Annotated in this window: 17 protein-coding genes and 2 pseudogenes; 14 read left to right on the top strand and 5 right to left on the bottom strand. The window is 63.6% G+C overall.

Annotated features, from left to right (window positions below):
• Positions 1 to 181: 181 nt before the first annotated feature.
• Positions 182 to 499 carry a light-harvesting protein gene (locus CKO15_RS01365; RefSeq protein WP_200191743.1) on the top strand — a complete coding sequence of 106 codons (318 nt, stop codon included), beginning with the start codon at positions 182 to 184 and terminating at the stop codon, positions 497 to 499.
• 14 nt (positions 500 to 513) lie between these two features.
• On the top strand, positions 514 to 711 hold the full coding sequence (pufA, locus tag CKO15_RS01360) for a light-harvesting antenna LH1, alpha subunit (RefSeq protein WP_200191741.1): 198 nt from the start codon (positions 514 to 516) through the stop codon (positions 709 to 711).
• Positions 712 to 1,051: 340 nt separating this feature from the next.
• Here pufA and acnA read toward each other — a convergent pair whose 3' ends face one another.
• The 3 genes from acnA to mnmA form a co-directional block, all read right to left on the bottom strand.
• A complete protein-coding gene (gene acnA / locus CKO15_RS01355; RefSeq protein ID WP_200191739.1) occupies positions 1,052 to 3,787 on the bottom strand; it encodes an aconitate hydratase AcnA in 2,736 nt (911 codons plus the stop codon).
• 164 nt (positions 3,788 to 3,951) lie between these two features.
• Positions 3,952 to 4,587 carry a high frequency lysogenization protein HflD gene (hflD, locus tag CKO15_RS01350; protein ID WP_200191737.1) on the bottom strand — a complete coding sequence of 212 codons (636 nt, stop codon included), beginning with the start codon at positions 4,585 to 4,587 and terminating at the stop codon, positions 3,952 to 3,954.
• The gene (gene mnmA, locus CKO15_RS01345; protein WP_200191735.1) at positions 4,584 to 5,840 is read right to left on the bottom strand and encodes a tRNA 2-thiouridine(34) synthase MnmA; all 1,257 of its coding nucleotides are present in this window, start codon (positions 5,838 to 5,840) and stop codon (positions 4,584 to 4,586) included. Before mnmA ends, hflD begins: the two co-directional genes overlap by 4 nt.
• A 185-nt stretch (positions 5,841 to 6,025) precedes the next feature.
• Here mnmA and aceA point away from each other — a divergent pair, with 185 nt between their 5' ends.
• The 3 genes from aceA (at position 6,026) to clpA (ending at position 10,145) form a co-directional block, all read left to right on the top strand.
• Positions 6,026 to 7,297, top strand: coding sequence for an isocitrate lyase (gene aceA / locus CKO15_RS01340; protein WP_200191733.1), 1,272 nt, complete (start codon positions 6,026 to 6,028; stop codon positions 7,295 to 7,297).
• Positions 7,298 to 7,451: 154 nt separating this feature from the next.
• Complete coding sequence (gene clpS / locus CKO15_RS01335; protein WP_200191731.1) at positions 7,452 to 7,775, top strand: ATP-dependent Clp protease adapter ClpS; 324 nt, start codon at positions 7,452 to 7,454, stop codon at positions 7,773 to 7,775.
• A 93-nt stretch (positions 7,776 to 7,868) separates the two neighbouring features.
• A complete protein-coding gene (gene clpA / locus CKO15_RS01330; protein WP_200191729.1) occupies positions 7,869 to 10,145 on the top strand; it encodes an ATP-dependent Clp protease ATP-binding subunit ClpA in 2,277 nt (758 codons plus the stop codon).
• 115 nt (positions 10,146 to 10,260) lie between these two features.
• Here the strand turns inward: clpA and infA are convergent, their stop codons facing one another.
• Positions 10,261 to 10,479 (bottom strand): translation initiation factor IF-1, encoded by a 219-nt coding sequence (gene infA / locus CKO15_RS01325; protein ID WP_200191727.1) that lies wholly within the window; start codon positions 10,477 to 10,479, stop codon positions 10,261 to 10,263.
• A 209-nt stretch (positions 10,480 to 10,688) separates the two neighbouring features.
• On the opposite strand from infA, the gene aat reads away from it, so the two are divergent.
• From aat to serS, 5 genes and pseudogenes are all read left to right on the top strand, one after another.
• Positions 10,689 to 11,450, top strand: a complete 762-nt coding sequence (gene aat / locus CKO15_RS01320) for a leucyl/phenylalanyl-tRNA--protein transferase (RefSeq protein WP_200191725.1) — start codon at positions 10,689 to 10,691, stop codon at positions 11,448 to 11,450.
• Between the two features lie 810 nt (positions 11,451 to 12,260).
• Positions 12,261 to 12,833: pseudogene (locus CKO15_RS14640) on the top strand (DNA translocase FtsK 4TM domain-containing protein); the annotation flags it as partial.
• A 471-nt stretch (positions 12,834 to 13,304) separates the two neighbouring features.
• Positions 13,305 to 14,828 (top strand): annotated as a pseudogene (locus tag CKO15_RS14635) (DNA translocase FtsK); the annotation flags it as partial.
• A 20-nt stretch (positions 14,829 to 14,848) separates the two neighbouring features.
• Positions 14,849 to 15,481, top strand: coding sequence for an outer membrane lipoprotein periplasmic chaperone LolA (gene lolA, locus CKO15_RS01310; RefSeq protein ID WP_200191719.1), 633 nt, complete (start codon positions 14,849 to 14,851; stop codon positions 15,479 to 15,481).
• A 38-nt stretch (positions 15,482 to 15,519) separates the two neighbouring features.
• A complete protein-coding gene (gene serS, locus CKO15_RS01305; protein ID WP_200191717.1) occupies positions 15,520 to 16,809 on the top strand; it encodes a serine--tRNA ligase in 1,290 nt (429 codons plus the stop codon).
• Positions 16,810 to 17,128: 319 nt separating this feature from the next.
• Here the strand turns inward: serS and CKO15_RS01300 are convergent, their stop codons facing one another.
• Positions 17,129 to 17,827, bottom strand: coding sequence for a Bax inhibitor-1/YccA family protein (locus CKO15_RS01300; RefSeq protein WP_200191715.1), 699 nt, complete (start codon positions 17,825 to 17,827; stop codon positions 17,129 to 17,131).
• A 232-nt stretch (positions 17,828 to 18,059) separates the two neighbouring features.
• On the opposite strand from CKO15_RS01300, the gene thrH reads away from it, so the two are divergent.
• The 4 genes from thrH to CKO15_RS01280 all read left to right on the top strand — a co-directional run bounded on the left by thrH (position 18,060) and on the right by CKO15_RS01280 (position 25,574).
• Positions 18,060 to 18,674: a bifunctional phosphoserine phosphatase/homoserine phosphotransferase ThrH gene (gene thrH, locus CKO15_RS01295; protein ID WP_242464467.1), complete on the top strand. Its 615-nt coding sequence runs from the start codon at positions 18,060 to 18,062 to the stop codon at positions 18,672 to 18,674.
• A gap of 94 nt (positions 18,675 to 18,768) precedes the next feature.
• Positions 18,769 to 19,308, top strand: coding sequence for a metallophosphoesterase family protein (locus tag CKO15_RS01290; RefSeq protein WP_200191713.1), 540 nt, complete (start codon positions 18,769 to 18,771; stop codon positions 19,306 to 19,308).
• A gap of 72 nt (positions 19,309 to 19,380) precedes the next feature.
• A complete protein-coding gene (gene hrpA / locus CKO15_RS01285) occupies positions 19,381 to 23,202 on the top strand; it encodes an ATP-dependent RNA helicase HrpA (RefSeq protein WP_200191786.1) in 3,822 nt (1,273 codons plus the stop codon).
• Positions 23,199 to 25,574, top strand: a complete 2,376-nt coding sequence (locus tag CKO15_RS01280) for a tRNA(Met) cytidine acetyltransferase TmcA domain-containing protein (protein ID WP_200191710.1) — start codon at positions 23,199 to 23,201, stop codon at positions 25,572 to 25,574. Before hrpA ends, CKO15_RS01280 begins: the two co-directional genes overlap by 4 nt.
• The last annotated feature ends 4 nt before the right edge of the window (positions 25,575 to 25,578 follow it).

Raw genomic sequence — 25,578 nt, 5'->3', positions numbered from 1 at the left:
GATGGACGGACCCAGAGAGTGGCGAGGTCCTGGAGGTGGGCGCAGCGAATGCTTCGGGCTCGGTGCTGGGGACCGGGCTTGGTCCGACTAAGGCAGTCCCACGTAAGCGTGGGGGAATCCCTTACCGCGCAGGGGTAGTGCGCGGGCGCTGGCTGAAACGCTGAACGGAGGACGAAAACTTATGGCTAATGATATAAGGCCACTCAGAGACTTTACGGACGAAGAGGCTCAGGAGTTTCACAACGCTGCTGTGCAGAGCTTCTTCCTCTATATCGCGGTAGCCTTTGTGGCGCACCTTCTGGTTTGGGCGTGGCGGCCGTTTTGGCCACCGGAGCAAGGCTATCGTCTGGAGGATTTTGCACCGGAAGAGGTCCGGACGGACTCCTTCTATAGCGACTTCCTGCCGACGACCTCTTGGAATTCCCTGACCGAAGGGCTCAACCAGGTGGCTGCCCAACTGGCTACGGTAGTCAATACCATCGCGCCCTTTGCTGGATGAGGAGAGAGTGAGCTATGTGGAGAATTTGGAAGGTATTTGATCCCCGCCGCATCCTAATCGCGACGGCGCTGTGGCTCATCATCATCTCGTTGACGATCCATGTGATTCTTATGCACACGGAGCGGTTCAACTGGCTGCAGGGCGCGCCGGCTGCAGAGTATTACAGTGAGGTGATTGAGGACAGCACGGCGCTGTCGCCGCGCACAGTCTAAGACTCGTTGAGTCTAAGATTCGTTGTTAGCGCGTTGCGCGTACAACGGGTCGGACGCGGGGTCCCTCTCTAGGCTAAGCGAGCCAGGGAGGGATGTTGCGTGAGGCGGCATACCGGCAAGGCCGGCGGGACAGTCTCTTCAGTCCCGTCGGCTTTTTTTCGGTCTGCGGAGCGCTCATTTGCCCCGTGCGGCCCGTTTTACGGGTTGCGCATGAAGAAAACGCCCCGGTCGCAGTGAGTGGCCGGGGCGTTTCCGTGTGGGGCGGCCGCGCGCAGCGGCCAGTTGCCCAGTGGCGGTGCGGTGGGCGCCGGCCTCCCTGCCAGCGCGCACCTTCTGCCTTCTAGGCGAGGTTGCGCAGCACGTAGTGAAGGATGCTGCCGTGGCGGTAGTACGCCCACTCCTGCGGCGTATCGACGCGGACACGGGCGGTAAAGGTCAGCTCGCTGCCGTCGGGGCGGCGGGCGATGACGTCGACGTGTTGCGGCTCCGCCGCGATCCCGGCGATCGTAAACGTCTCATTGCCTGCAAGGCCGAGGCTGGCAGCGTTCTCACCCTCGGTAAACTGCAGCGGCAGCACTCCGAAGCCGACCAGATTCGAGCGGTGGATGCGCTCGTAGCTTTCGGCGATCACGGCCTTGATGCCGAGCAGATTGGTGCCCTTGGCCGCCCAGTCGCGGGACGATCCGGTCCCGTACTCCTTGCCGGCGAGTACGATCAGCGGAGTCCCTTCTTGCTGATAGCGCATCGAGGCGTCGTAGACGGTCATCTGTTCCTGGGTCGGCACGTAGGTCGTCCAGCCGCCCTCGGTGCCCGGCGCCATCTTGTTGCGCAAACGCACGTTGGCGAAGGTGCCGCGCATCATCACCTCGTGATTGCCACGCCGTGACCCGTACGAGTTGAAGTCCTGCGGCGCCACACCCTGCTCTTGCAGATACTGCCCGGCGGGGCTATCGGGGTGGATGGCACCGGCTGGCGAGATGTGATCGGTCGTGATCGAGTCACCGACGTAGATCAGGCAGCGGGCACTCTCGATGTCTTCGAGTGGTTGCGGCTCTTTGCCCATACCGGCGAAGTAGGGCGGGTTCTTGACGTAGCTCGAGGGGCGCCAGTCGTAGAGCTCGGCCTGCGGGGCGTCGATCGAGCGCCAGTTCTCATCGCCAGCAAAGACCTCGGCGTACTGCTGCTGGTACATATCGGCCGAGATATGTTGGGCCACCAGGGTGGCGACCTCGTGCTGGCTCGGCCAGATCTCTTTGAGATAGACGTCGTTGCCGTCGCTATCTTGGCCAATCGGCTCGTTGTAGAGGTCTTTGGCCATGGTGCCGGCTAAGGCGTAGGCGACCACCAGCGGCGGCGAGGCGAGGTAGTTGGCGCGGATATCGGGGTGGATCCGCCCCTCGAAGTTGCGGTTGCCGGAGAGCACCGAGGTGACGCAGAGATCGCCCTCGCGGATGGCGTCGGCGACCGCCTCGGGCAGCGGTCCGGAGTTGCCGATACAGGTCGTGCAGCCGAAACCGACGACGGCAAAGCCGAGTGCCTCTAAGTCGTCGAGCAGACCGGCGCTGCTGAGATAGGCCGGTACCACCTGTGAGCCCGGGGCGAGGCTGGTCTTGACCCACGGCTTCGGTTGCAGGCCGCGCCGCCGCGCCTTCTGTGCCAGCAGCCCGGCGGCGATCAAGACTGCAGGGTTCGAGGTGTTGGTGCACGAGGTGATCGCAGCGATCACGACATCGCCGTGGCGTAAAAAGGTCTTTTGACCGTCGATCTCGATCTCCACCGCGCCCTTATCGTGGGCATCTTCGACTCCGGGTGCGGTATGCCCCCCTTCGCCCTCGAAGCTCTGCTCCTCGGGGCTGACGGCGATGGTGTGGTGTGACTCGAGGTGATCGTCGAGCACCTGCATAAAGCGGGGCTTGGCCTCGGTTAGAGCGATACGATCTTGCGGCCGCTTCGGTCCAGCCAGGCTCGGTACCACGGTGCTCATATCGAGGCTAAGGGTATCGCTGTACTGCGCCTCGCGGCTGCCGGTTTCACGCCACATGCCTTGTGTCTTGGCGTAGCGCTCGGTCAGCTCAATCAACGCCGGGTCGCGGCCGCTGAGTTCCATGTAGCGCAGTGTCTCTTGATCGATCGGGAAGATGCCGCAGGTGGCGCCGTACTCCGGGGCCATATTTGCGATGGTGGCCCGGTCGGCCAGGGGCAGATGATCGAGCCCGTCGCCGTAAAACTCGACGAATTTGCCGACCACGCCCTTCTTGCGCAGCATCTCGGTGACGGTGAGCACCAAATCGGTGGCGGTGGCGCCTTCAGGGACCTTGCCCTCAAGCTTAAAGCCGATGACTTCGGGGACTAGCATGCTGATCGGCTGTCCGAGCATGGCCGCCTCGGCCTCGATGCCGCCGACCCCCCAGCCGAGGATGCCGAGGCCGTTGATCATGGTGGTGTGCGAGTCGGTGCCGACCAAGGTGTCGGGGTAGGCCTGTGGGCGTTCGCCGTTGCGGTTACAGAAGACGACCTGTCCGAGGTACTCAAGGTTGACCTGGTGGACGATGCCGGTGCCCGGCGGGACGACGCGGAAGTTCGAAAAGGCGGTCTGGCCCCAGCGCAAGAACTCGTAGCGCTCGCGGTTGCGCTGATACTCGATCTCGATGTTGCGCCCGAGGGCGGCCGGCGAGCCGTAGTGATCGACCATGACCGAGTGGTCAATGACCAAATCGGCTGGTGAGAGCGGGTTGATCTTGTTTGGATCGCCGCCCAGCGCACTCATGGCATCGCGCATCGCCGCTAGATCGACCACCGCCGGGACGCCCGTGAAGTCCTGCAGTACAACGCGGGCTGGCGTAAAGGCGATCTGGTCTTTCGGTGTGGCGTGTGGATCCCAGTTCAGCACCGCCTCGATCTGCTCGCGGGTGATATTGACGCCATCTTCGGTGCGCAACAGGTTCTCGAGCAGTACCTTGAGTGAGTAGGGTAGGCGGTCGACATCGTACTCACGGCGTGGGCCATCGAGACTGAAGATCTCGTAGTCGGTCCCCGCAGCGTGCAGTGTAGTCCGTGCTTGAAAGCTGTCCGGCATAGTCCCTCCGAGGTCTGGTGGATGATAAAAGGAGCTGATTCTAGCAGTTTGTTGGCTGATCGCGGCAGGTGGCACCGGCGCTGTTGCCGTCGGCGCGTCGTCGGTAGCTGTCTGTTGCTGCCTCTCGGCTTAAGAGAGCGGCGCCTCTAGGCGCCTCTAGTGGTTTAGGTCAGCGCCTCCTCCGGTAAAGCGTCGAGCAGTTCACGGCACGCCCTGGTGATGCGTCGGCGCCGTAGGATTAGAGCGAGGCGGCCGCCGCCGTTTTGCCGCCAGAGGCTTGCGGCGCGAATCGCGCACAACAACAAGGTGCGGATCAGGGCGGCGTTATCGGCGTTCTCTAAGTGTTTCTGCTCCCCTTGGACGAGCAGGCGCGGCCCCATCTCGCTGATGGTCTGAGCGTAAAGTTCGCCGAGGTGGTGGATGATGTTGATATGCTGGATGTCGCCGAAGTATTCGGCCTTCTGCCGAGCTTGCGCCAGCCCCTCGGTGATGCGCCCGAGGACTTCGGGGCGTTTCATCAACCGCTGCTCCAAGTGGAGGATATTGGCGGCGTAACGGGTGGTTTCGGCCTCGCGCAAGTTCTCAAGCTGACCGACGACGCGGCGCAGACCCGGGGCGAGGTTTTCCGGCCCATAGAGGGCCGCGGCGCTGCCCTGGTACTCCTCAAGGAGTCCGCTGATCAAGGGGCGGTAGCGCGCCGACTCCGCCTGCCCGTGGTGGGCGACGTCTTTGACGCACTGTACGGCTTGGAGGATGACAGCCAGGGTCAAGGCCTGCTGACAGTCTTGGGACTCGCTCACACGGCCTCCGAGTGTTCTGAAATAGAAGAAAGGGACGAACTGTTTGCGCCGGGCAGCGGCTGTTCGGTCGCCGCTGCCTCGCTCGGCTGGGTCTGTTGAATCGGGGCGCTGCCGAGACAGCGCGCGCCAGCGTAGAGTACCAGTTGCTGCCCCGGTGTGGCGGCCCGTTGCGGCTGCTCAAAGTGGAAGGTGACACCGCCGTCGGGGTGGTAGAAGAGGCGGCCACGCTGTGGGCGTTGGCGATAGCGCACCTGTGCCTCAAGCAGACTGCCCTCCGGTGGCGGCGGGGCGAGCCAGTGCACCGGGGCGCTGATCACCGCACGGCTAAAGAGCCACGGATGATCATCCCCTGGGACGACGATCAAGGCGTTGCGGCTCGCATCTTTCGCCGCTACGTACCACGGACCAGCTGCTTGTCCTGAGCGACCGCCGATTCTTAAGCCGCGGCGCTGTCCGAGCGTGTAAAAGGCCAACCCTTGGTGCTCACCGATCGATTCGCCCTCCGGGGTGAGGATCGGGCCGGGGGTTGGTGCGATGTAGCGCTGCATAAAGGTAGCGAAGTCGCGCTCGCCGATAAAGCAAATGCCGGTGCTATCGGGGCGCTCGGCGTTGCTTAGGCCGGCGGCGCGAGCGGTGTCGCGGATGGTCTCTTTGGTGTGCTCGCCGAGCGGAAAGAGGACGTGGCGTAAGGCCTCTGGCTCGATCGCAGCGAGAAAGTAGCTTTGATCCTTTTCAGGATCGAGGCCGCGCAGCAGCTGCGGTGGTTCGCCGTCGGGGGTGTCGGGGTCGCGGCGCAGACGGGCGTAGTGGCCGGTTGCCACCCACTCGGCACCGAGTTGCTCGCGGGCATGGCGCAAGAAAAGATCGAACTTGATGTAACGGTTGCAGAGAATATCGGGGTTGGGCGTGCGTCCGGCGCGCAGCTCATCTAAAGCGGCGGCGAAGACGCGTTCGCGATAGGCGGCGGCGAAGTTGACCCGATGCAGTTTGATGCCGAGTTGTTCGGCAACGGCTGCGGCCGCGGCGAAGTCTTCCGCGGCAGCGCAGTGGAGGAGGGTGTCGTCATCCTCCCAGTTTTTCATGAAGAGCCCCTCGACCCGGTAGCCGGCGCGCAGCAGCCACAGCGCAGCGACGGCTGAGTCGACGCCACCGGAGAGGCCGACAACGACGCGCGGACCGTCCGACGCGGTGGGCGCCGCAGGGGTGGGGGCGGCGTCCGTCCTTTTCGGTTGTTGTGGATATCGGTCAGTCATCCGACCATTATACCGCTGCAAGTGTCTTGCCGCGCGACTCGATCCGGCCCGATCGGTGCGGGTCTGCAGCGCGCGAAGGATCAGAGAAACGCATCGTTTCGCAAGTGTTGTCAAATGTTGCGCCGCGCCATAGAATGGCTCCCCACCTGAGTTGGGCCGGACGGACTGTTTTGGAGACAGAATCTATGCATCAGAAAGATCAAGCGGCGATTGAGCGTGAGTGGGCAGAGAGCCCGCGGTGGCAGGGGGTCAAGCGCGGTTACGGGGCCGAAGAGGTCGTGCGTCTGCGCGGGACGGTGCATGTCGAGCACACGCTGGCCCGTCTGGGCTCTGAGAAGCTGTGGCGGTATATGCATGAGATGCCGTACGTCAACGCCCTCGGCGCCCTGACCGGCAACCAAGCGCTGCAGCAAGTTAAGGCCGGCCTGAACGCGATCTACCTCTCGGGCTGGCAGGTGGCGGCCGATGCCAACCTCGGTTCCACGATGTATCCCGATCAGTCGCTCTACCCGGCCAACTCGGTCCCGGCGGTCGTCGAGCGGATCAACAACGCGCTGCTGCGCGCCGATGAGATCAACCACGCCGAAGGCAACCCGCCGTTCGACTTCATGAAGCCGATCGTGGCCGATGCCGAGGCCGGCTTCGGTGGTGTGCTCAACGCCTTCGAGCTGATGAAGGGGATGATCCGGGCCGGCGCTGCCGGGGTGCACTTCGAAGATCAGCTCGCCTCGGTCAAGAAGTGTGGCCACATGGGCGGTAAAGTGCTGCTGCCGACGCAAGAGGCGGTTCAGAAGTTGATCGCTGCGCGTCTGGCGGCCGACGTGCTTGACGTGCCGACGGTCTTGGTGGCGCGGACCGACGCCGAGGCGGCCGACCTGCTGACTTCCGATGTCGACGATAACGACAAGCCCTTTATCACCGGCGAGCGTACGGTCGAGGGCTTCTACCGCACCAAGCCGGGTGCTGAGCAGGCGATCAGCCGCGGTCTGGCTTATGCCCCATATGCCGACCTGATCTGGTGCGAGACCGGCACCCCGGATCTCGGCTTTGCGCGTGATTTTGCGCAGGCGATCCACGAGAAGTTCCCCGGTAAGCTGCTCGCCTACAACTGCTCGCCGTCGTTCAACTGGGCCGGCAAGCTCGACGAGGCGACCATCCGTAAGTTCCAGGATGAGCTCGGCGCGATGGGCTTCAAATTCCAGTTCATCACGCTGGCTGGTTTCCACTCCCTGAACTACTCGATGTTTGAGCTGGCCCGCGGCTACAAGGAGCGGCAGATGGCGGCTTACTCCGAGCTGCAGCAGGCCGAGTTCGCCGCCGAAAAGCACGGCTACACGGCGACTCGTCACCAGCGTGAGGTGGGTGCTGGCTACTTCGACCAGGTGACCAACGTGATCCAGGCGGGGCAGTCGTCGGTGACAGCGCTTAAAGGCTCGACCGAGGAGAGCCAGTTCTAAGCGCAAAGGCGTTGACCAGCCCCTTTGCGTTGGTTGATGTGGTGTACTGTTCTGCGCCCCGCCGGTGGTTGCCACCGCGCGGGGCGTAGCCATTTGTGAAACGGCAAAATCCAGTGATTGGCGAGGCCTGTTGCGAGCCGATAGAATGACCAGCATGAGTGAGGAGCAGTCGCACCAGGACGAACCGCAGGAGCCGGGCGTCGAGACGGCGCGCCCGCAGATGCGCTGTCCACCACTCTACCGTGTGGTGTTGCTCAACGACGACTATACGCCCATGGACTTTGTCGTCGAGGTGCTGCAGCGCTTCTTCGGCATGGGGCGAAGTCGCGCCACACAGGTGATGCTCCACGTGCATACGCGCGGCAAAGGGGTCTGTGGGGTCTATAGTCGTGATGTAGCGGAGAGTAAAGTGGTGCAGGTGAACGATTATGCCCGCGAGAACGGTCACCCCCTACTATGTACCATGGAAGAAGCTTAGAATGGGAGGCAGATAGAGATCACGCCGCCGATCCAGAGCGCCAGCCGCAACAGCGGCGGTCGCGGATCGAGGCCCCAGGCGAGGTGGTAGGGCATGTTGAGCAAAGAGCTGGAGTTTACCCTCAATCTGGCCTTTAAGGATGCGCGCGAGCGGCGCCACGAGTTCTTGACGGTCGAACATCTGCTGCTTGCGTTGACCGATAACCCGGCCGCCTCGCAGGTGCTAAAGTCGTGTGGCGCCGACCTGGATCGGTTGCGCCGCGAACTGCAGGCCTTTCTGGCTGAAACTACACCGCTGTTACCGGTTAACGATACCCGCGAGACGCAGCCGACGCTCGGTTTTCAGCGGGTGCTGCAGCGCGCCATCCTCCATGTGCAGTCTTCCGGGAAGCGTGAGGTGACGGGGGCGAATGTTCTCGTCGCCATCTTCAGTGAGCAAGAGTCGCAGGCGGTATACTTCTTGCACAAGCAGAACATCTCTCGGCTCGATGTGGTGAATTACATCTCGCATGGGATCTCCTCGGTTGGGGGGGAGGGGGATATGAGCAAGGAGGAGAGCGGTCCGCCGGAAGAGGAGGGGGCGGTTGAGCAGGCGCAGAGTGGCAGCTCGCCGCTGGAGCAGTACGCGACTAACCTTAACTCGCGCGCCCGCGCTGGGCAGATCGACCCGCTGATCGGGCGTCGTTACGAGATTGAGCGCACCGTGCAGGTGCTCTGTCGGCGGCGCAAGAACAATCCGCTCTTCGTCGGCGAGGCCGGTGTCGGCAAGACCGCGATTGCCGAGGGGCTGGCGAAGCATATCGTCGATGGTGAGGTCCCCGATGTGCTCAAGCAGAGTACGATCTATGCGCTCGATCTCGGCGCCTTGGTAGCAGGGACGAAGTATCGCGGCGATTTCGAAAAGCGCTTGAAGGGGCTGCTCCATCAGCTGAAGCGGGATCGTGGGTCGATCCTCTTCATCGATGAGATTCATACGATCATCGGCGCCGGTTCGGCCTCGGGCGGGGTCATGGACGCCTCAAATCTGATCAAGCCGATGCTCGCCTCGGGCGATCTGCGCTGTATCGGATCGACGACCTATCAGGAGTATCGTGGGATCTTCGAGAAGGACCGAGCGTTGGCTCGGCGCTTTCAGAAGATCGATGTCAGTGAGCCGTCGATTGAGGATACCGTGCAGATTCTCAAGGGGCTCAAGAGCCGGTTCGAGGAGCACCACAACGTCCGCTTTACCGAGCCGGCGCTGCAGGCGGCCGCGGAGCTTTCGGCGAAGTACATTAACGATCGGCGACTCCCGGATAAGGCGATTGATGTCATCGATGAGGCGGGAGCACGGCTGCGGCTGCGACCGCGCTCGAAGCGGCGCAAGACGGTCGGTCTGCCCGATATCGAGTCGATCGTCGCTAAGATTGCGCGGATCCCGCCGAAACGGGTCTCAGCGCAGGATATGAAGGTGCTGGAGGGTCTGGAGCGCGAACTCAAGGGACTCATCTTTGGGCAAGATGAAGCCATCGAGAGCCTGGCCTCGACGATCAAGATGTCGCGTGCTGGGCTGGGTACTCCCGATCGCCCCGTCGGCAGTTTTCTCTTCTCGGGGCCGACCGGCGTCGGTAAAACCGAGGTGACACGGCAGTTGGCCGAGTTGATGGGGGTGCCGCTGCTGCGCTTCGATATGTCGGAGTACATGGAGCGGCACACCGTCTCGCGGCTGATCGGGGCGCCGCCAGGCTACGTTGGTTACGATCAGGGCGGGCTGTTGACCGAGGAGGTGATGAAACATCCTCACTCGGTTGTCCTCCTGGATGAGATCGAAAAGGCGCACCCGGATGTCTTTAATCTGCTGCTGCAGGTGATGGATCACGGGACGCTGACCGATAACAATGGTCGGGAGGCCGATTTCCGCAACATCATCCTGGTGATGACGACGAACGCCGGGGCCGAGGAGTTGAGCAAGCGGGCGATCGGGTTTACCACAGAAGAAGAGCACGCTCAGGACAGCATGGAGGCGATTCGGCGCACCTTTTCTCCGGAGTTCCGCAACCGAATCGACGCTGTGGTGCAGTTCCAGCCGCTCGATCACGAGACGGTGCAGCGGGTGGTGGATAAGTTTATCCGCGAGCTCTCGGTGCAGTTGGCGGAGAAGCGGGTGACCCTGGTGGTTGATGGTGCGGCCCGGCGTTGGCTCGGTGAGAAGGGCTACGATCCGCGGATGGGTGCGCGGCCAATGGCCCGGGTCATTCAGCAGCATATTAAGAAGCCGCTGGCTGAGCAGTTGCTCTTCGGTGATCTAACCGACGGCGGTGAGGTCGAGGTGACGGTCGTCGACGGTGAGTTGGCGGTGCATGTGCGGGAGCGCGATACCGAGGGGGCCTAAGGCCGTGGAGATAAAAGCCGCTCTGGCCGACCCGGGGAGGAGGGGCGGCTGGCGCGGATCCGCAGAGGCGGCCTCGTGTAGCGGTCGTCGCCCTGCCTGGTCTTGGCGCGTGGGTTCAGCGTTCCCGGTAGACGATCCGGCCCTTGTTGAGGTCGTAGGGCGTCAGTTCGACGGTGACTTTGTCTCCGGTCAAGATGCGGATATAGTGCTTGCGCATTTTTCCGGAGATGTGAGCGGTGACAACGTGTCCATTCTCAAGCTCTACCCGAAACATCGTATTGGGTAACGTCTCGAGGATGACGCCTTGCATGCGGATGGAGTCTTCTTTGGCCATGCGCCTCTCTGGTCCGTTTCTCGGATCGATTCGATGGATTCGCTCGCTTGCTCGCATCTGATACCATGCGTAGCAGGCCCTTATAAGGTCGCAGACTATACAGGGGTCTGCGCGTGGCGACAAGGCGTATGTAGTGGCTCAACTCACTTAGAGGAGGGGGTGCGCTCGGAGGCCTCGGGGTCAAAGGGGCGCCGTGCTGTTTTAAGGTTATGTTGCCGCTACGTTGGTTGAACGCGAACCGCCCAGAGGAACCTTTCCCGCCGGCTGAGCAGGCGCTGGCGGAGCCGAACGGTCTGCTGGCCGTCGGCGGTGATCTCTCGCCTGCGCGTCTACTCTCCGCTTACCGCAGTGGAGTCTTTCCGTGGTACGGTGAGGGGCAGCCGATTCTGTGGTGGAGCCCCGATCCGCGCGGGCTCTTTTGTCCAGGCGATCTCTACCTCAGCCGTCGTCTCCTTCGTACGCTGCGGCAGCGGCGTTATGCGGTAACGCTCGATCAGGCGCCGGAGGCGGTGATCGCCGGTTGTGCCAGTCCTCGGATTGGGGATACCGGCACCTGGATTACGCGCGAGATGCAGGCCGCTTATTTGGCACTCTACGACTTAGGGCATGTCCATACGGTCGAGGTGTGGGACGATGAGGGTGGGCTGGTCGGTGGGCTTTACGGTGTAGCCCTGGATCGGGCCTTTTTTGGCGAGTCGATGTTCAGCAGCGCGCGCGATGCCTCGAAATTTGCTTTAGCTTGGTTGTTGCCGCAACTGTGGCGGTGGGGGTTCCACTTTTTCGATTGTCAGATGAGCAATCCGCACTTGGAGCGACTCGGGGTGCGGGAGGTGACGCGCGCGGAGTATCTTCGGTGTCTTGATGCGGCGCTGGTGGGGGATGACTCTTCTGGGGCTGGTGGTGCTTGTGAGTGGGGGTTAAGGTGGTGCTTTGATGCCGATTTCGATCCGTTGAGTGGTCGAGGTTGGTAGCTTCGCTGTCTGTTGTCTGTTGTCTGTTGTCTGTTGTCTGTTGTCTACGGCGGCTGATTTTTGCGATGGCCGTTGACCGGTGCCGCCGCAGCGCCATCCCCCCGCTGGCGAGGCGCTACGCGGCAGGTCCATCGCCGGGGGTCGACTGAGCGCACATCCGATGTGCGCCAGTCGACCGCGCGCATCCCTGCGCGCGCCCTACGGGCCTGATCCGGCGCTGGCCGGCCGCTAGACGCGAACCTCGCCAGGGGGGATGGGCTACGACGTCACCTCCCCGCCGGCACTCTTTGGGGGCTGGTTCCTGGGAGCGCTGGCGTCCCCGCCGGCACTCTTTGGGGGCTGGTTCCTGGGAGCGCTGGCGTCCCCGCTGGCACTCTTTGGGGGTTGGTTCCTGGGGGCGCTGGCGTCCCCGCTGGCACTCTTCGGGGACTGGTTCCCGGGAGCAAATGCGGCGCTGGTTTCTTTTGGATGGGCAGGAGAGGGCGCCTTGTAGGCCTTGGAAGGCTGGGGGGGGTGCGCGAAGCGACTCACCGTGCGGTTTTCGCGTCCATGCGGCGCAGCGAAGCACCGGAGTCAACCCGTAAGGGCGTTCGCTTGGAGCGAACGGGCGAGCGCGCACAAGGATGTGCGATCGCTCGCCTTCCGGTGCAAGCCCGCCGCATAGCGCACCGCACGGTGAGTGGCGAGCGTGCCCCCAAAAGCCATGGGTGTGCCCCCAGGTGAGTAACTACGGGCGGAGCACTGCGGCGCAATTTGATAGAATGCCTCATCCTCAATCGTCAGAACGACCAGGAGCAGTGAGCGAACGCAGTGAGCAGTGACGACCCGGATGCCAATGGTAAGGCGGTGGAGCGCCTGCTCGGTCACCAACTGTCGCGGCGTCTACGCGAAGCGGGCATGGTGCTGCTCACTGCCGTGGGGGCCTTCGTCCTCTTGGCGCTGTTGAGTTATAACCCCGAAGACCCGACTTGGCGTAGCAGCAGTGTCAGTGAACAGCACGTTGCCAATCTTGGCGGATTGGTCGGTGCGCTTCTTGCCGATGGCGTCTTTTTCTTGCTGGGACACCTGGCCTACCTGCTGCCGCTGCTGATCGGTGTAGCCGCCTATCGTCTCTACTATCACCATAGCCGAGGTACGCTCGAAGCGCGTTGGCTACTGACCCGCGTGGGCGGCGGCGTACTCGTGCTGCTCGCCGGAGCTGCTCTGGCTAGCCTGAACGCCACTGGGGCGGGGATGCCCGAGGGCGCGGGAGGGCTGGTCGGTGTTTTGGTTGGTGGTGCACTCTACGCCGTGCTGGGTTTTACCGGTGCCTGTTTGATTGCTAGTGCATTGTTGTTGGCCGGGGTCACCTTGTCGACCGGTTTGTCATGGTTAGCTGTGAGCGAGTGGGTCGGGGGGTGGACCTTAGCAGCGGTCGAGCGCCTGCGGACTCTGTTCTCGGGGCACGGGCAAGGACATCGTTTTGAGCGCCTTGCTGAGTACCGGTGGCAGTTGCAGCGGTGGGCTGCCGATCACCCATGGCTAGTGTACTGGCGCAACCGGTTCAGCAGTCCGGCAACCGATTTGCCACGAATCGGACCGCCGCATCCAGTGACAGCCGATCAGCGTGGTGGCATTCCAGAAGGCATTTTGGATCGAGTGACGCCCTCTGCAGCGGAGGCAGTAACCACTCCTTCTGAGGAGGTGAGTCGTCCGGCCGCGAGCCCGCCGCCGCGGGCGACGGCCCGTCGTGGCAGAGAGGATGAGGCGTCGCAGCACTCTTCACCTGAGGTGCAGCGCGTGCATGCGCCGGCGCCAGCGGCTCAGACTCAGGAAAAGAGGCGGGCGGAGCCTCGCCCTGTCGCTGTGACCGACCCGCTACCGCCGATCGACCTGCTTGATTCCCCGCCGGAGCGCAAGGGCGGTTATTCGCAAGAGACGCTCGATTCGATGTCGCGCCTGCTCGAAGAGAAACTCGCCGATTTTGGCGTCTCGGTCGAGGTCGAATCGGTGCAGCCTGGGCCGGTTATCACACGATTTGAGATCGTACCGGCGGCCGGGGTCAAGGTCAGCCGCATCACCAACCTTTCGAAAGATCTCGCACGTGCCATGTCGGTGATCGCGGTGCGCGTCATCGAAGTCATCCCGGGCAAATCGACCGTCGGTTTGGAGATCCCCAATGAACAGCGCCAACTCATTGGCCTCTCTGAGATCATCCGGTCCAAGGCGTACAGCGGTAGTGTGGCGCCTTTGACGGTTACCTTAGGGCACGATATCGGTGGTCAGCCGAAGGTCGCCGATCTGGCTAAGATGCCACACCTATTGGTCGCCGGGACGACGGGCTCAGGAAAGTCGGTCGGCATCAACGCCATGATCCTTTCGCTGCTCTATCGCAATAGTGCCGAGCAGGTGCGGATGATCATGGTCGATCCGAAGATGCTTGAGCTGTCGGTCTACGACGGCATCCCGCACTTGTTGGCCCCGGTCGTCACCGATATGAACGACGCGGCCAATGCGTTGCGCTGGTGTGTCGCCGAGATGGAGCGGCGTTACCGTTTGATGGCGGCAATGGGCGTGCGCAACATCACCGGTTTCAATCAGAAGGTGCGACGGGCGCGCGAGGCTGGTGAACCACTGCGCGATCCGCTCTTCGATGCCGGCGATCCGCAGCAGGCGACCCTGGAGGACGAGGTTCCGCAGGCTCCGGAGTTGGAGGAGTTGCCGCTGATTGTGGTCGTCGTCGATGAGTTGGCCGACATGATGATGATCGTCGGTAAGAAGGTCGAAGAGCTGATCGCGCGACTGGCGCAAAAGGCACGGGCGGCGGGGATTCATCTTATCCTGGCAACACAGCGGCCGTCGGTCGATGTCATCACCGGTTTGATAAAGGCCAATATCCCGACGCGGATCGCCTTTCAGGTCTCTTCGCGCGTCGATTCGCGCACGATTCTCGATCAACAGGGCGCCGAAGCCTTGCTCGGTCACGGTGATATGCTCTTTTTGCCCCCAGGCAGCGGGATGCCGCAGCGGGTCCATGGCGCTTTCGTCTCTGATGCCGAGGTGCATCGGGTCGTCGAGTACCTAAAACAGCTCGGTGAGCCGGATTACGTCGACGGTGTGTTGCAAGAGACTGCCGAGACGACCCCCATTCCGGGGATCCCGGGGGAAGGCAATGGTGGGGGCTCTTCGGGAGAGAGCGATCCGCTCTACGATCAGGCGGTGCAGATCGTCACCGAGAGCCGGCGTGCTTCGATCTCCGGTGTGCAGCGTCGGCTGAAGATTGGTTACAACCGGGCGGCGCGCTTGGTCGAAGAGATGGAGGCGGCGGGTGTAGTCGGGCCGCTGCAGTCGAATGGTGCGCGCGAGGTGATTGCGCCCCCGCCGCCGCCTGAGCCTTGAGCATTTGCGGAGAATCAATAATGAAAGACTACGCGCAACGATTGCGGATCGTTCTCCTGAGCGGGCTTCTTGTTGTCGGTGGCGGTGTGGTGATTACGGCCACAGCGGGGCAGCAGGCCGAGTTGGAGGCGTACTATGAGCGTGCCGAGACCCTGCAGGGACTCTTTGAGCAGTGGACGATTGATGAACGTGACCGCATCATCGACCAGGCCAGCGGAGAGTTTGTCATCGAACGTCCGGCGCGTTTTCGCTGGTCGTACGCCGAGCCCTTTGCCCAAGAGATCGTGGCTGATGGCGAGCGGTTATGGGTCTACGAGGTCGATCTCGATCAGGTGACAGTGCGCGATCAGCACGCCGCCCTTGGCAGTGCCCCGGCGCAGCTGCTCTCCGGTGACTATGCCGCGCTCACCGCGGCCTTTGAGATCATCGAAAAGGAGCAATTCGTCCGCTTGGTCCCGAAAGAGGCCGGTCAAGCTTTCGATGAGGCGCGTTTGGGTTTGCGCGATGGCCGCCCGTTTGCGTTGGAGATCGACGATGCGCTTGGTCAGACGACCCGCGTCGAACTGCTGGAGGTGCGCGTCAACGAGTCGGTCGATGAGGCAAAACTGCGCTTTGAACCGCCAGCTGGGGTAGATGTCTATAAGGCAGACTGAGAAAGGATCAGTGCTAACCAAAGGAGCCAACCCAACCGATGATCGATCCGAAGCACCTGCGTAACGAACCGGAAGCGGTTGCAGCCAATCTGGCCCGTCGCGGCTACGTCTTCGATGTTGCGGCCTATCGTGCACTTGAGGCGCAGCGCCGGGAGTTACAGAGTGTAACGCAGGCGCTACAGAACGAACGCAATCAGCGCTCGAAGGCGATCGGTGCTGCGAAGCAGCGCGGCGAGGCGATCGAGCCGTTGAAGGTGGAGGTCGCTGATCTCGGCGATCGCCTCGAACAGGCACAGCAGCGGCTGACCGAGGTGCAGCAGCGCCTTGAGGCATGGCAGCTCGAGCTGCCGAATCTGCTCGATGAGCGGGTGCCGGAGGGTAGTGATGAGGCGGATAACCTGGAGCTGCGGCAGTGGGGCGGTATTCCTGTCTTCGATTTTACTCCGCGCGATCACGTCGACCTCGGTGCGCAACTCGGCGGTATGGACTTCGAGGCCGCTGCCCGCATCACCGGCAGCCGCTTTGTCACCTTAAGCGGCGATCTCGCCCGTCTGCATCGGGCGTTGATCCAGTACATGCTCGATCTGCACATCAGTGAGCACGGCTATCGAGAAGTCTACGTCCCCTATCTAGTCAACGCCCAGGCGCTGATCGGAACCGGGCAGTTGCCGAAGTTTGCCGACGATCTTTTTTGCATCGACCACGACCCGGAGTGGTATCTAGCACCGACGGCCGAGGTGCCGGTGACCAATCTCGTGCAGGGGCAGATCATTGAAGAGCACGATATGCCGCTGCGCTTTGTCAGCCACACCCCCTGTTTTCGGGCGGAGGCGGGCAGCTACGGTAAAGATACCCGCGGTATGATTCGTCAGCACCAGTTCGAGAAGGTCGAGTTGGTGCAGGTGGTGCGGCCGCACGAGTCGTGGAATGCACTAGAGGCGCTGACTGGGCACGCCGAGGCGGTGTTGCGGCGACTCGGTTTGCCCTATCGAGTGGTCTCGCTCTGTAGTGGTGACATCGGCTTTGCCGCCGCCCGCACCTACGACATTGAGGTGTGGCTGCCGGCGCAGCAGCGCTACCGCGAGATCTCCTCGTGCTCGAACTTTACCGATTTCCAGGCGCGGCGGCTCAAGGCGCGTTGGCGCAATCCAGAGACCGGCAAACCGGAGCTGCTGCATACGCTCAACGGCTCTGGAGTGGCCGCCGGACGTTGTTTGGTGGCGATCCTCGAGAACTATCAGCAAGCCGATGGTCGGGTGGCGGTGCCCGAGGTGCTGGTGCCGTATATGGGCGGACGGCGCTGGCTGGGAGAAGGTGAGGGGTCTTGAACAGAGTGTTGACACCGGCTCCGCTTAACTAGAACAAGAGCGCTACGTGCCGCTACCGGATCTCGCTACCGGATCCCGCTACTGGATCTCGCCACCGGGGGCACGCTTGCCACTCACCGTGCGGTGCGCTATGCGGCGGGCTTGCACCGGAAGGCGAGCGATCGCACATCCATGTGCGCTCGCCCGTTCGCTCCAAGCGAACGCCCTTACGGGTTGACTCCGGTGCTTCGCTGCGCCGCATGGACGCGAAAACCGCACGGTGAGCCGCTTCGCATGCCCCTCCGGCGCTCTAAGCGCCAACGGATTGAAGGCCTCTCTCCTAGTCGCTAGCCAGCCCGAGCAGCTGCAGCAAGCTCAAAAAGAGATTGTAAATAGCAATATAGAGCGTCACGGTGGCCATGATGTAGTTGGTCTCACCGCCGTTGACCAGTTCGCTGGTCTGATAGAGGATCAAACCGCTCATCAGGACCATGAACATCACGCTGACGGCCAGCGAGAGGTTCGGCATCTGCAGGAAGTAGGCCGCAAGGGCTGCCAGGAAGGCGACCAGAATGCCGGCAAAGAGGAAGCCGCGCATGAAGCTGAAGTCACGCCGGCTGATCAGGGCGTAGGCCGAGAGGCCGATAAAGATCGCCGCTGTGCCGCCGAAGGCCGTCATTACCGTCTGGCCGCCGTTGGGCAGACCGAGGTAGAAATTGATAATCGGCCCGAGCGTGAAGCCCATGAAACCGGTTAGGGCGAAGACCGAGGCCAGTCCCCAGATGCTGTTGCGCAGATACTGGGTTAGGAAGAGCAGCCCGAAAAAGCCGCCGAGGACGATAAAGATGTTCAGACGTGGTGCATCGGAGAGGACCGCAAAGCCAGCGGTCAGGGCGCTAAACGCCAACGTCAGGGCGAGCAGGCCGTAGGTGTTGCGGATGAGGCGATTGGTTGCGAGCGCCTGCTGCCGGTCGGCTGTCGCAGTGCTGGCGGCTGTGGTGCTTCGCCCAGTCGGTCCAGTGGGGAAACGTTGAGACATCGATAGGACTCCATCTTTTGAACAGGGGTAAAAGTTCAGTTTACCTAAGTGGATGCGTGGGACAAGGCCTTAGCGCTGTACTCCTAACGGGGTTTCCGTGGGAAGAGGGGGCGCGGGTGGTTCTCCGGGTTGCTCGTGCGGCTGTGCTCCCCTTGCACATGCGGCAGATAAGGACTAGATTGTCGGCCCCGCTATTCTTGTCGTTGTCGGTGGGGCTGCTCGTCAGGAGGGAATGCGCTTGAACATCGTCTGTCTCGATCTGGAAGGCGTGCTGGTGCCGGAGATCTGGATCAATCTCGCCGATATTACCGGGGTCGACGCCTTTCGGGCGACGACGCGCGATATCGCCGACTATAACGAGTTGATGACGCTGAGGTTGGCCGATATGGAGCGGCACGGCTTGGGGTTGGCCGACATCCAAGCGGTGGTTGCCGGTCTTGAGCCGCTACCGGGGGCGCGCGAGTTTCTTGATGGATTGCGCGCCGACTATCAGGTGATCATCCTCTCGGATACCTTCTATGAGTTCGCCCGTCCGCTCATGGCCCAGCTCGGTTGGCCGACGCTCTTTTGCCACAGCCTCAAAGTGAGCGAACAGGGGCGCATCGACGATTTCATTATCCGCTTGGAAGACCACAAGTGCCAGGCCGTGCGCGCCCTGCAGGAGCTGAACTTCCGCGTGGTGGCAGCCGGTGACTCCTACAACGACACGCGCATGCTCGGCGCTGCCGATGCCGGGATCTTCTTCCAGCCACCGCCGGAGATTGCCGAGCAGTTCCCGCACTTCCCCGTTACCACAGCCTATACTGACCTGCGGGCAGCCATTGACGCTGCCTTTGCGGTCAAGTAAGAACACAGCTGTGACCATCTACTGCACAGGATCGGGTCTCCGCCCGAGTTAGCACGATCAGGGGCGCTGTCTGGGCGCACCGGGAAGGGCTTATATGCGAATTGGTATTGTTGCCGATACGCACGGTTTTCTCGATCCGCGCATTGCTGATCAACTGGCCGAATGCGATTTGGCGGTGCACGCTGGCGATATTGGCGGGGCCGAGGTGCTTTGTGCGATGCAACCGCGCGAAGAGGTCTACGCCGTGCGTGGCAATGTCGATGATCCGGAGACGTGGCCGGCGCACGAAGAGCACATGCTTGAGAACCTACCCGAGCGGTTGACCCTCGATCTGCCGGGCGGACAGTTGGCCGTCCTCCACGGTGAGAGCGTCGCCGCGGTGGCGCGTAACGAGCGGTTGCGCAGTGAAATACCCGAGGTCCGGGCGATCGTTTGTGGCCACACCCATGAGCTGAGTATCGACGATAGCGTGTTGCCGTGGGTGCTGAACCCTGGGGCGGCCGGGCGGGTGCGGGTCGGCACGGGGCCTTCGATGCTCATCCTCGAGTGTGCCGAGACGGCTTGGGAGGTGACTCCGTTGCACTTTCCACCGCGGCGTTATCGGGCAATCAGCGGCGGCAATAATGAGGCGTAATGGTGTCTCTAGTGTGCAGCAGGCTCGGTCTCCGCGATCGCGAGGGCGTGCTTGAATAGCACTCTTTGGCGTATGTTGCAGCTTGAGTACGATCCGCGGTTACCGGTTGTTGAGTCACGTCCCGAGCTGTTGGCGGCCATCCGTGCGCATCCGGTGGTGATCGTCTGCGGGGCGACCGGCTCCGGTAAGTCGACCCAGCTGCCGAAGATGGCCCTGGAGCTCGGGCGGGGTGTGCAGCGGCGCATCGGTCACACCCAGCCGCGGCGCATCGCCGCCCGGTCGCTGGCGGCCCGGCTCGCGGAGGAGACCGGCTGCGAACTCGGCGGAGGGGTCGGCTATAAGGTCCGTTTCACCGATCAGGTCAGCGCACAGACGCAGGTCAAGGTTCTGACCGACGGGATGTTGCTTGCCGAGATCCAATCCGATCCCCGGCTGGAGGCTTACGATACCCTCATCATCGATGAGGCGCATGAACGCAGCCTCAACATCGACTTCTTGCTCGGCTACCTAAAGCGGCTGCTGCCCGAGCGCCCTGATCTGAAGCTGATCGTCACCTCGGCGACCATCGATCCGCAGCGTTTCGCCGAGCACTTCGACGACGCCCCCGTCTTTGAGGTCTCGGGACGGACCTACCCAGTCGAGGTGCGCTACCGCCCCTTTGAAGAGCGTGACGGTGTGGAGTTGCCGCAGGCCGTCGTCGATGCCGTCCACGAACTCACGCGCGCCGGCCCCGGCGACGTCTTGGTCTTTCTCTCCGGTGAGCGCGAGATCCGTGAGTGTGCCGAGGCGCTGCGCCGGCAGCCGCCGGCGGCGACCGAGATCTTGCCGCTCTATGCCCGGCTATCGAGCGCTGAGCAGCAGCGCGTCTTTCGCCGCGGCGGTGGGCGCCGCGTGGTCCTGGCGACGAATGTCGCCGAGACCTCGCTAACAGTCCCCGGTATCCGCTACGTGGTCGATTCGGGACGGGCGCGGATCAGTCGCTACAGCCACCGCACCAAGGTCTCGCGGCTGCCGATCGAGCCGATCGCGCAGGCCTCGGCCGATCAGCGTGCTGGACGCTGCGGGCGCGAAGCACCGGGGATCTGCATCCGCCTCTACGCTGAGGAGGACTACGCCAGCCGGCCGCGCTTCACCGATCCGGAGATTCTGCGCACCAACCTCGCCGGAGTGATCCTGCAGATGAAGGCGCTCGGTCTCGGCGAGATCGAGCGCTTCCCCTTTATCGAGCCGCCTGAGCAGCGCTATATCAACGATGCACTGCGCCTGCTCTTTGAGCTGGAGGCGGTCGATGAGCAGCGTCGCCTCACTGCGCGCGGCCGGCACTTGGCGCGCATTCCGGCCGATCCGCGCATTGCCCGGATTTTACTCGCTGGGCGGGAGCACGGCGTCGAACGCGAGGTGTTGATCATCGCTGCGGCGCTGGCGATCCAAGATCCGCGTGAGCGGCCGCTGGAGGCCCAAGAGGCGGCCGATCGGGCGCATGGGCGCTGGTACGATGCGCAGAGCGACTTCGTAGCGCTGCTCAATCTTTGGCACGACTACCAACAACAGCGACAGGCGTGTACGCGGCGGCAACTGACACAATGGTGCCGCGAGCACTTTCTCGCCCCGCAACGACTGCGCGAGTGGGCCGAGGTGCGGCGCCAATTCGCCGAGATGCTGCAGGAGGCAGAACCGGGGCAGCGGCGCCGTCGCCGGCGTGCCGTAGCGGCATCAGCACCAGCGGCGGTGAAATCGCCATCGCCGTCGTCGAAGGGATCGACACCGGCGTCTGCGTCGACATCCACGGCTCCTGCAGCCTCTACAGCCTCCACAGAAGGGGCGATTGATGAGCGCTACGAGGCGATCCATCGTGCCCTGCTGACCGGTTTTGCCACCCAAGTGGCTCGCCACCACGAAGAGCGAACCTGGCTCGGGACGCGCGGCGTGAAACTGCAGATCTTCCCCGGCTCGGGGCTGGCGAACAAACGCCCGCGCTGGATCATGGCCGGTGAGCTGCTGGAGACGCGGCGGCTCTTCGCGCGTACCGTGGCCGCGGTACGGCCGGAGTGGATCGAGGCGGCCGCACTGCATTTGGTCTCGCGCAGCTACAGTGAGCCGCGCTGGCAGCGGCGCGCTGGGCGTGTGGTGGCCGAGGAGCAGGTCACCCTCTTTGGGCTGGTGCTCGTCAGCGGGCGGAAGGTCAACTACGCACGCATCGATCGCGAGCGCGCCCGCCAGATCTTTTTATACGACGGTCTAGTCGCCGGTGCGGTGCGCACCCGCGGCGACTTTCTGCGCCACAATCAGGCGCTGGCCGAAGAGATCGAACGCCTGGAGGCGAAGAGCCGGCGCCGCGACCTGCTCGCCGATGCCGAGCAGTGGGCCGCCTTCTACGCCGCTCGTATCCCTGAGAATATCTGCGATGCCGCGGCGTTTGAAAAGTGGCGGCGGCGTGCTGAGCGCAAGGAGCCACAGCTTCTCCACATGAGTCGCGCCGATCTGCTGCGTCAGGGGGCAGCGGCACCGCCCACCACCGCGGAGCACTTTCCCGATACGGTGCAGGTCGCCGGCATCGAGTTGCCGTTGGCCTACCACTTAGAGCCGGGGACGAGCGAAGATGGGGTGACGGCTATGGTGCCGATCGCAGCCCTGAACGCCTTGACCCCGGCGCCGTTCGAGTGGCTGGTTCCGGGGCTGCGTCACGAAAAGGTCACCGCCCTGATTCGTGGGCTGCCGAAGCGGCTGCGGCGCCACTTTGTACCCGCCCCGGAGTTTGCCCGCGCGGTGCTTGAGTCGATCCCCGCCGGTGAGGGCTCCTTGCTCGATGCCACGGCGCGCGAGCTGCAGCGGATGACCGGTGTTGAGTTGCCCGCTGGCGCGCTCGAGGCGGTCGAGTTGCCCGTGCACCTGCAGATGTCGTTTCGGGTGATCGACCGCAACGGCGAAGTTTTGGCCTGCGGGCGCGACCTTGCCGCACTCCAGCGCGAGTTCGGCGAGCAGGCCAGGACGGCACTCAGCCAGGCCGCAAATGGCAGCGAGCGTAAGACCGAGTGGCAGCGCAGCGGCATCAAAAGCTGGGACTTCGGCGCACTGCCGCACCACATTACTCTAGAGCAAGCCGGGGTGAAGGTGCACGCCTATCCGGCGCTGCGCGATGAGCGAGAGTCTGTCGCCCTAACCCTGTGTGACTCGGCCGAGGAGGCAGCGCGGGTCTGCCACGCTGGGGTGCGGCGCCTCTTCATGCTGGCGCTGCCGCAGCAGGTGCGTATGTTGCGTAAGCTCGATGAGTTGCGCGCACTGCGGCTGAAGTACCACGGCCTTGGCAGCGACGATGAGTTGCGCGATGCAGTGCTGCGAGCCGCCTTCGATCGCTGCTTTCTTGAGGGTGAGATGCCGCGCGAGCCCGAGCTCTTTACCGAACGGCTCGCTGCCGGTCGCGCTGAGCTCGTGCCGACGGCGCAGCGCCTCTGCCGCGATCTCGACGAAGTGCTCACTCGCTACCAGAGTGTACGCAAATCGCTCAAGCGGCTTCGTCAGCCGGCGCTGTTGGAGAGCCTGCAAGATATCGAGGCGCACTTAGGCACTCTGATCTACCCCGGCTTTATTGAGCAGACGCCGGCGGCTCAGCTCTCCGCCCTGCCGCGTTATTTAAAGGCGCTGGAGCAGCGCATCGATAAGCTACAGCGCACACCGAGTAAGGATCGCCTGCCGCTGCGCACCATCCGTCCCTGGCACGAGCGGGTCCATCAGCGCTTGGCGGCGCGCGCTGAGCGCGGCGTGCCCGACCCGCAGCTTGAGCAGTTGCGCTGGCTGCTGGAGGAGTACCGGGTCTCGCTCTTTGCGCAAGAGGTCGGGACGCGTGAGAAGGTCTCCGAGAAGCGGCTCGAGGCGCTGTGGCGAGCGTTGCCGTGAGTCGCCGTCTGCTCTGCCTAGCAGGGCCGGCAGCTTGGGGGCGGGCGGCGGCAGGTCGCCTGTTAGCGGGGGCGGCCACGGAGGCGCTGTGGCTCGGGCCGGCGGCGCCCGCCGGGGTTCAGGCCTACTCGCCGCAGCACTTTCGGCGGGTCCTCGGCACGACACAGGCATTGATCGTCTTCGATGCTCACGCGGGGCTGGACCCCGACGCTTTGGCCGCAGCGGTTGGCTCGTTGCGGGGCGGTGGGGTGCTGGTGCTGCTGACCCCAGAGTGGCAGACGTGGCAACAGCAGCCCGATGCGGTGTTGGAGCGATTGTTGCCGGCTGGGCGTTCGCTGAATGAGGCCGGCGGACGCTTCCTGCAGCGCTTTGTGACGGCGCTGCAGGCGGCGCCGTGGATCGAGTGCTACCGGCCGAACGATCCGCTGCCGCCCTTAACGATAGCGCCGGCGCCGGCTCTCGAGAGCGATGAGCGCGGCTGCTGCAGTAGCGATCAGCGCACGGCGGTCGCTGCGCTGGTGCGTGGGGCAACAGGTCATCGGCGGCGCCCGGTGGTGCTCAGCGCCGATCGCGGCCGGGGCAAATCGGCGGCCCTCGGCTTAGCGATCGGTGAGGTGCTCGGCGGTGGGCGGCGGCGCGCCGTCGTGGTGACGGCGCCGAGCCTGGAGGCGGCTGAAGCGGTGTTTTGCCACGCCCAGGCGCGTATCGGCGGTGAGCGGCACGGGCGTCGCATACTGCGCGCTGCCGACGGCAGTACAGTGCGCTATATCGAGCCGGCGGCCTTGCGCGATGCCTTAGAGCAGGGCGGTGGGCTTGATGGCGATCTGCTCGCTGATGGGGTTGGTCGTGGGGGTCGTGGGGGTGGCGATCGACGCCGTGACCATTACGGCGATGCGTGCGAGGGTGAACTCGCCCAACTGGACCAACCCGGCCAACTACCGGGCCAACAGGGCAGTCCGCAGAGCCTGAGTGAGGCGTTGCGCACCGCCTGGGTCGTGGTCGATGAAGCAGCCGGTCTCCCGGTGGCGCTGCTCAAAGCACTCCTGCGGCGGGCACCGCGGATTGCTTTCGCAACGACTGTGCACGGCTACGAAGGGACCGGGCGCGGTTTCGATGTCCGCTTTCGGGCCGATCTGACTGCGATGACTCCGCAGTGGCGCGAGATCAAACTGCAGACGCCGATTCGCTGGGCGGCTGGCGATCGTCTCGAGGCGTGGCTCAGCGAAGTGCTGCTGTTGGCTGCTGAACCGGCCTCACAGATCGTGCTTCCTTCGTCTCGCAACGCTGCAGCCATCGAAGAGCCCGCCGAAGAGCCCGCCGAAGAGCCCGCCGAAGAGCCCGCCGAAGTGTCTGTCCACGAAGTCGACGACGAAGCCGCTGTGCATATCGAGCGGTTTGAACGCGACCGCCTAGCCGCTGATGAACGACTCCTGAAACAGAGCCTTGGACTGTTGGTGGCGGCCCACTACCGGACCCGTCCGCTCGATCTGCGCCAGTGGCTCGATGCTCCAGGGATTCGTCTCTACGGCGCGTGTGTAGGGGCGAGCGTTGTCGGTATAGCCGTGGTGGCCGAGGAGGGTGGACTCGAACCAGCGCTTGCCGAGGCCGTCTGGGCAGGCCGCCGCCGTCTGCGCGGTCACCTGCTCGGGCAGATGCTAGCGACCCACGCTGCTATCGCCCGCGCGCCCTCGCTATTAGCGCTACGGGTCTTGCGTATCGCCGTGCATCCACAGGCGCAACGCCGGGGGGTTGGGCGTGCGTTGGTGGCACAAGTGCGGCGAGATGCCGTAGAGCAAGGGGTTGCGCTGTTCGGCACAAGTTTCGGCGCCACTTGCGAGCTGGTCCACTTCTGGCGCGCCTGCGGGCTAAGCAGTGTGGCAGTCGGGATGCGCCGGGAGCCAGCCAGCGGAGAGCACGCGGCACTCATGGCACAGGGCCTGGAGGCCCCGGGCGAGGCCGTGGTGGACGAGGCGGTGCAGCGGCTGCGTGCCGTTGCCGGCAGCTTGCTGAGCGAGCCGCTGGCTAGCCTCGACCCCGATGTGGCGTGGGAGATCTTGCGCGTTGCCGAACACGAGGCGCTTCAACCGCTGCGCTTGCCGGCATGGCAGCGTCGCGAGCTAGCCGGCTTCGCTTACGGTCAGCGGGGCTACGCGGCTAGCTTGCCACTACTGCGCGATGGTGGTTTGCGACTGCTATTCACGATCGCCCCCGAGGGGGGCTGCACTCGAGATGAGGCTGCCGCGTTGCTGGGTAAGGTCGCACAGCAGCGCAGCTGGGCCGAAACTGCCGCTCGATTAGGGGTCAGCGGAAGGCGCGCAGCGCTTACGCGCTTACGCGGGGTGATCGGTGCGCTATTGGAGCGAACCGTCTAGCGGA

This window comes from Halorhodospira abdelmalekii (assembly GCF_016583625.1).
Classification (GTDB): Bacteria; Pseudomonadota; Gammaproteobacteria; order Nitrococcales; family Halorhodospiraceae; genus Halorhodospira; species Halorhodospira abdelmalekii.
This window is presented reverse-complemented; position numbering and strand designations above follow the sequence as displayed.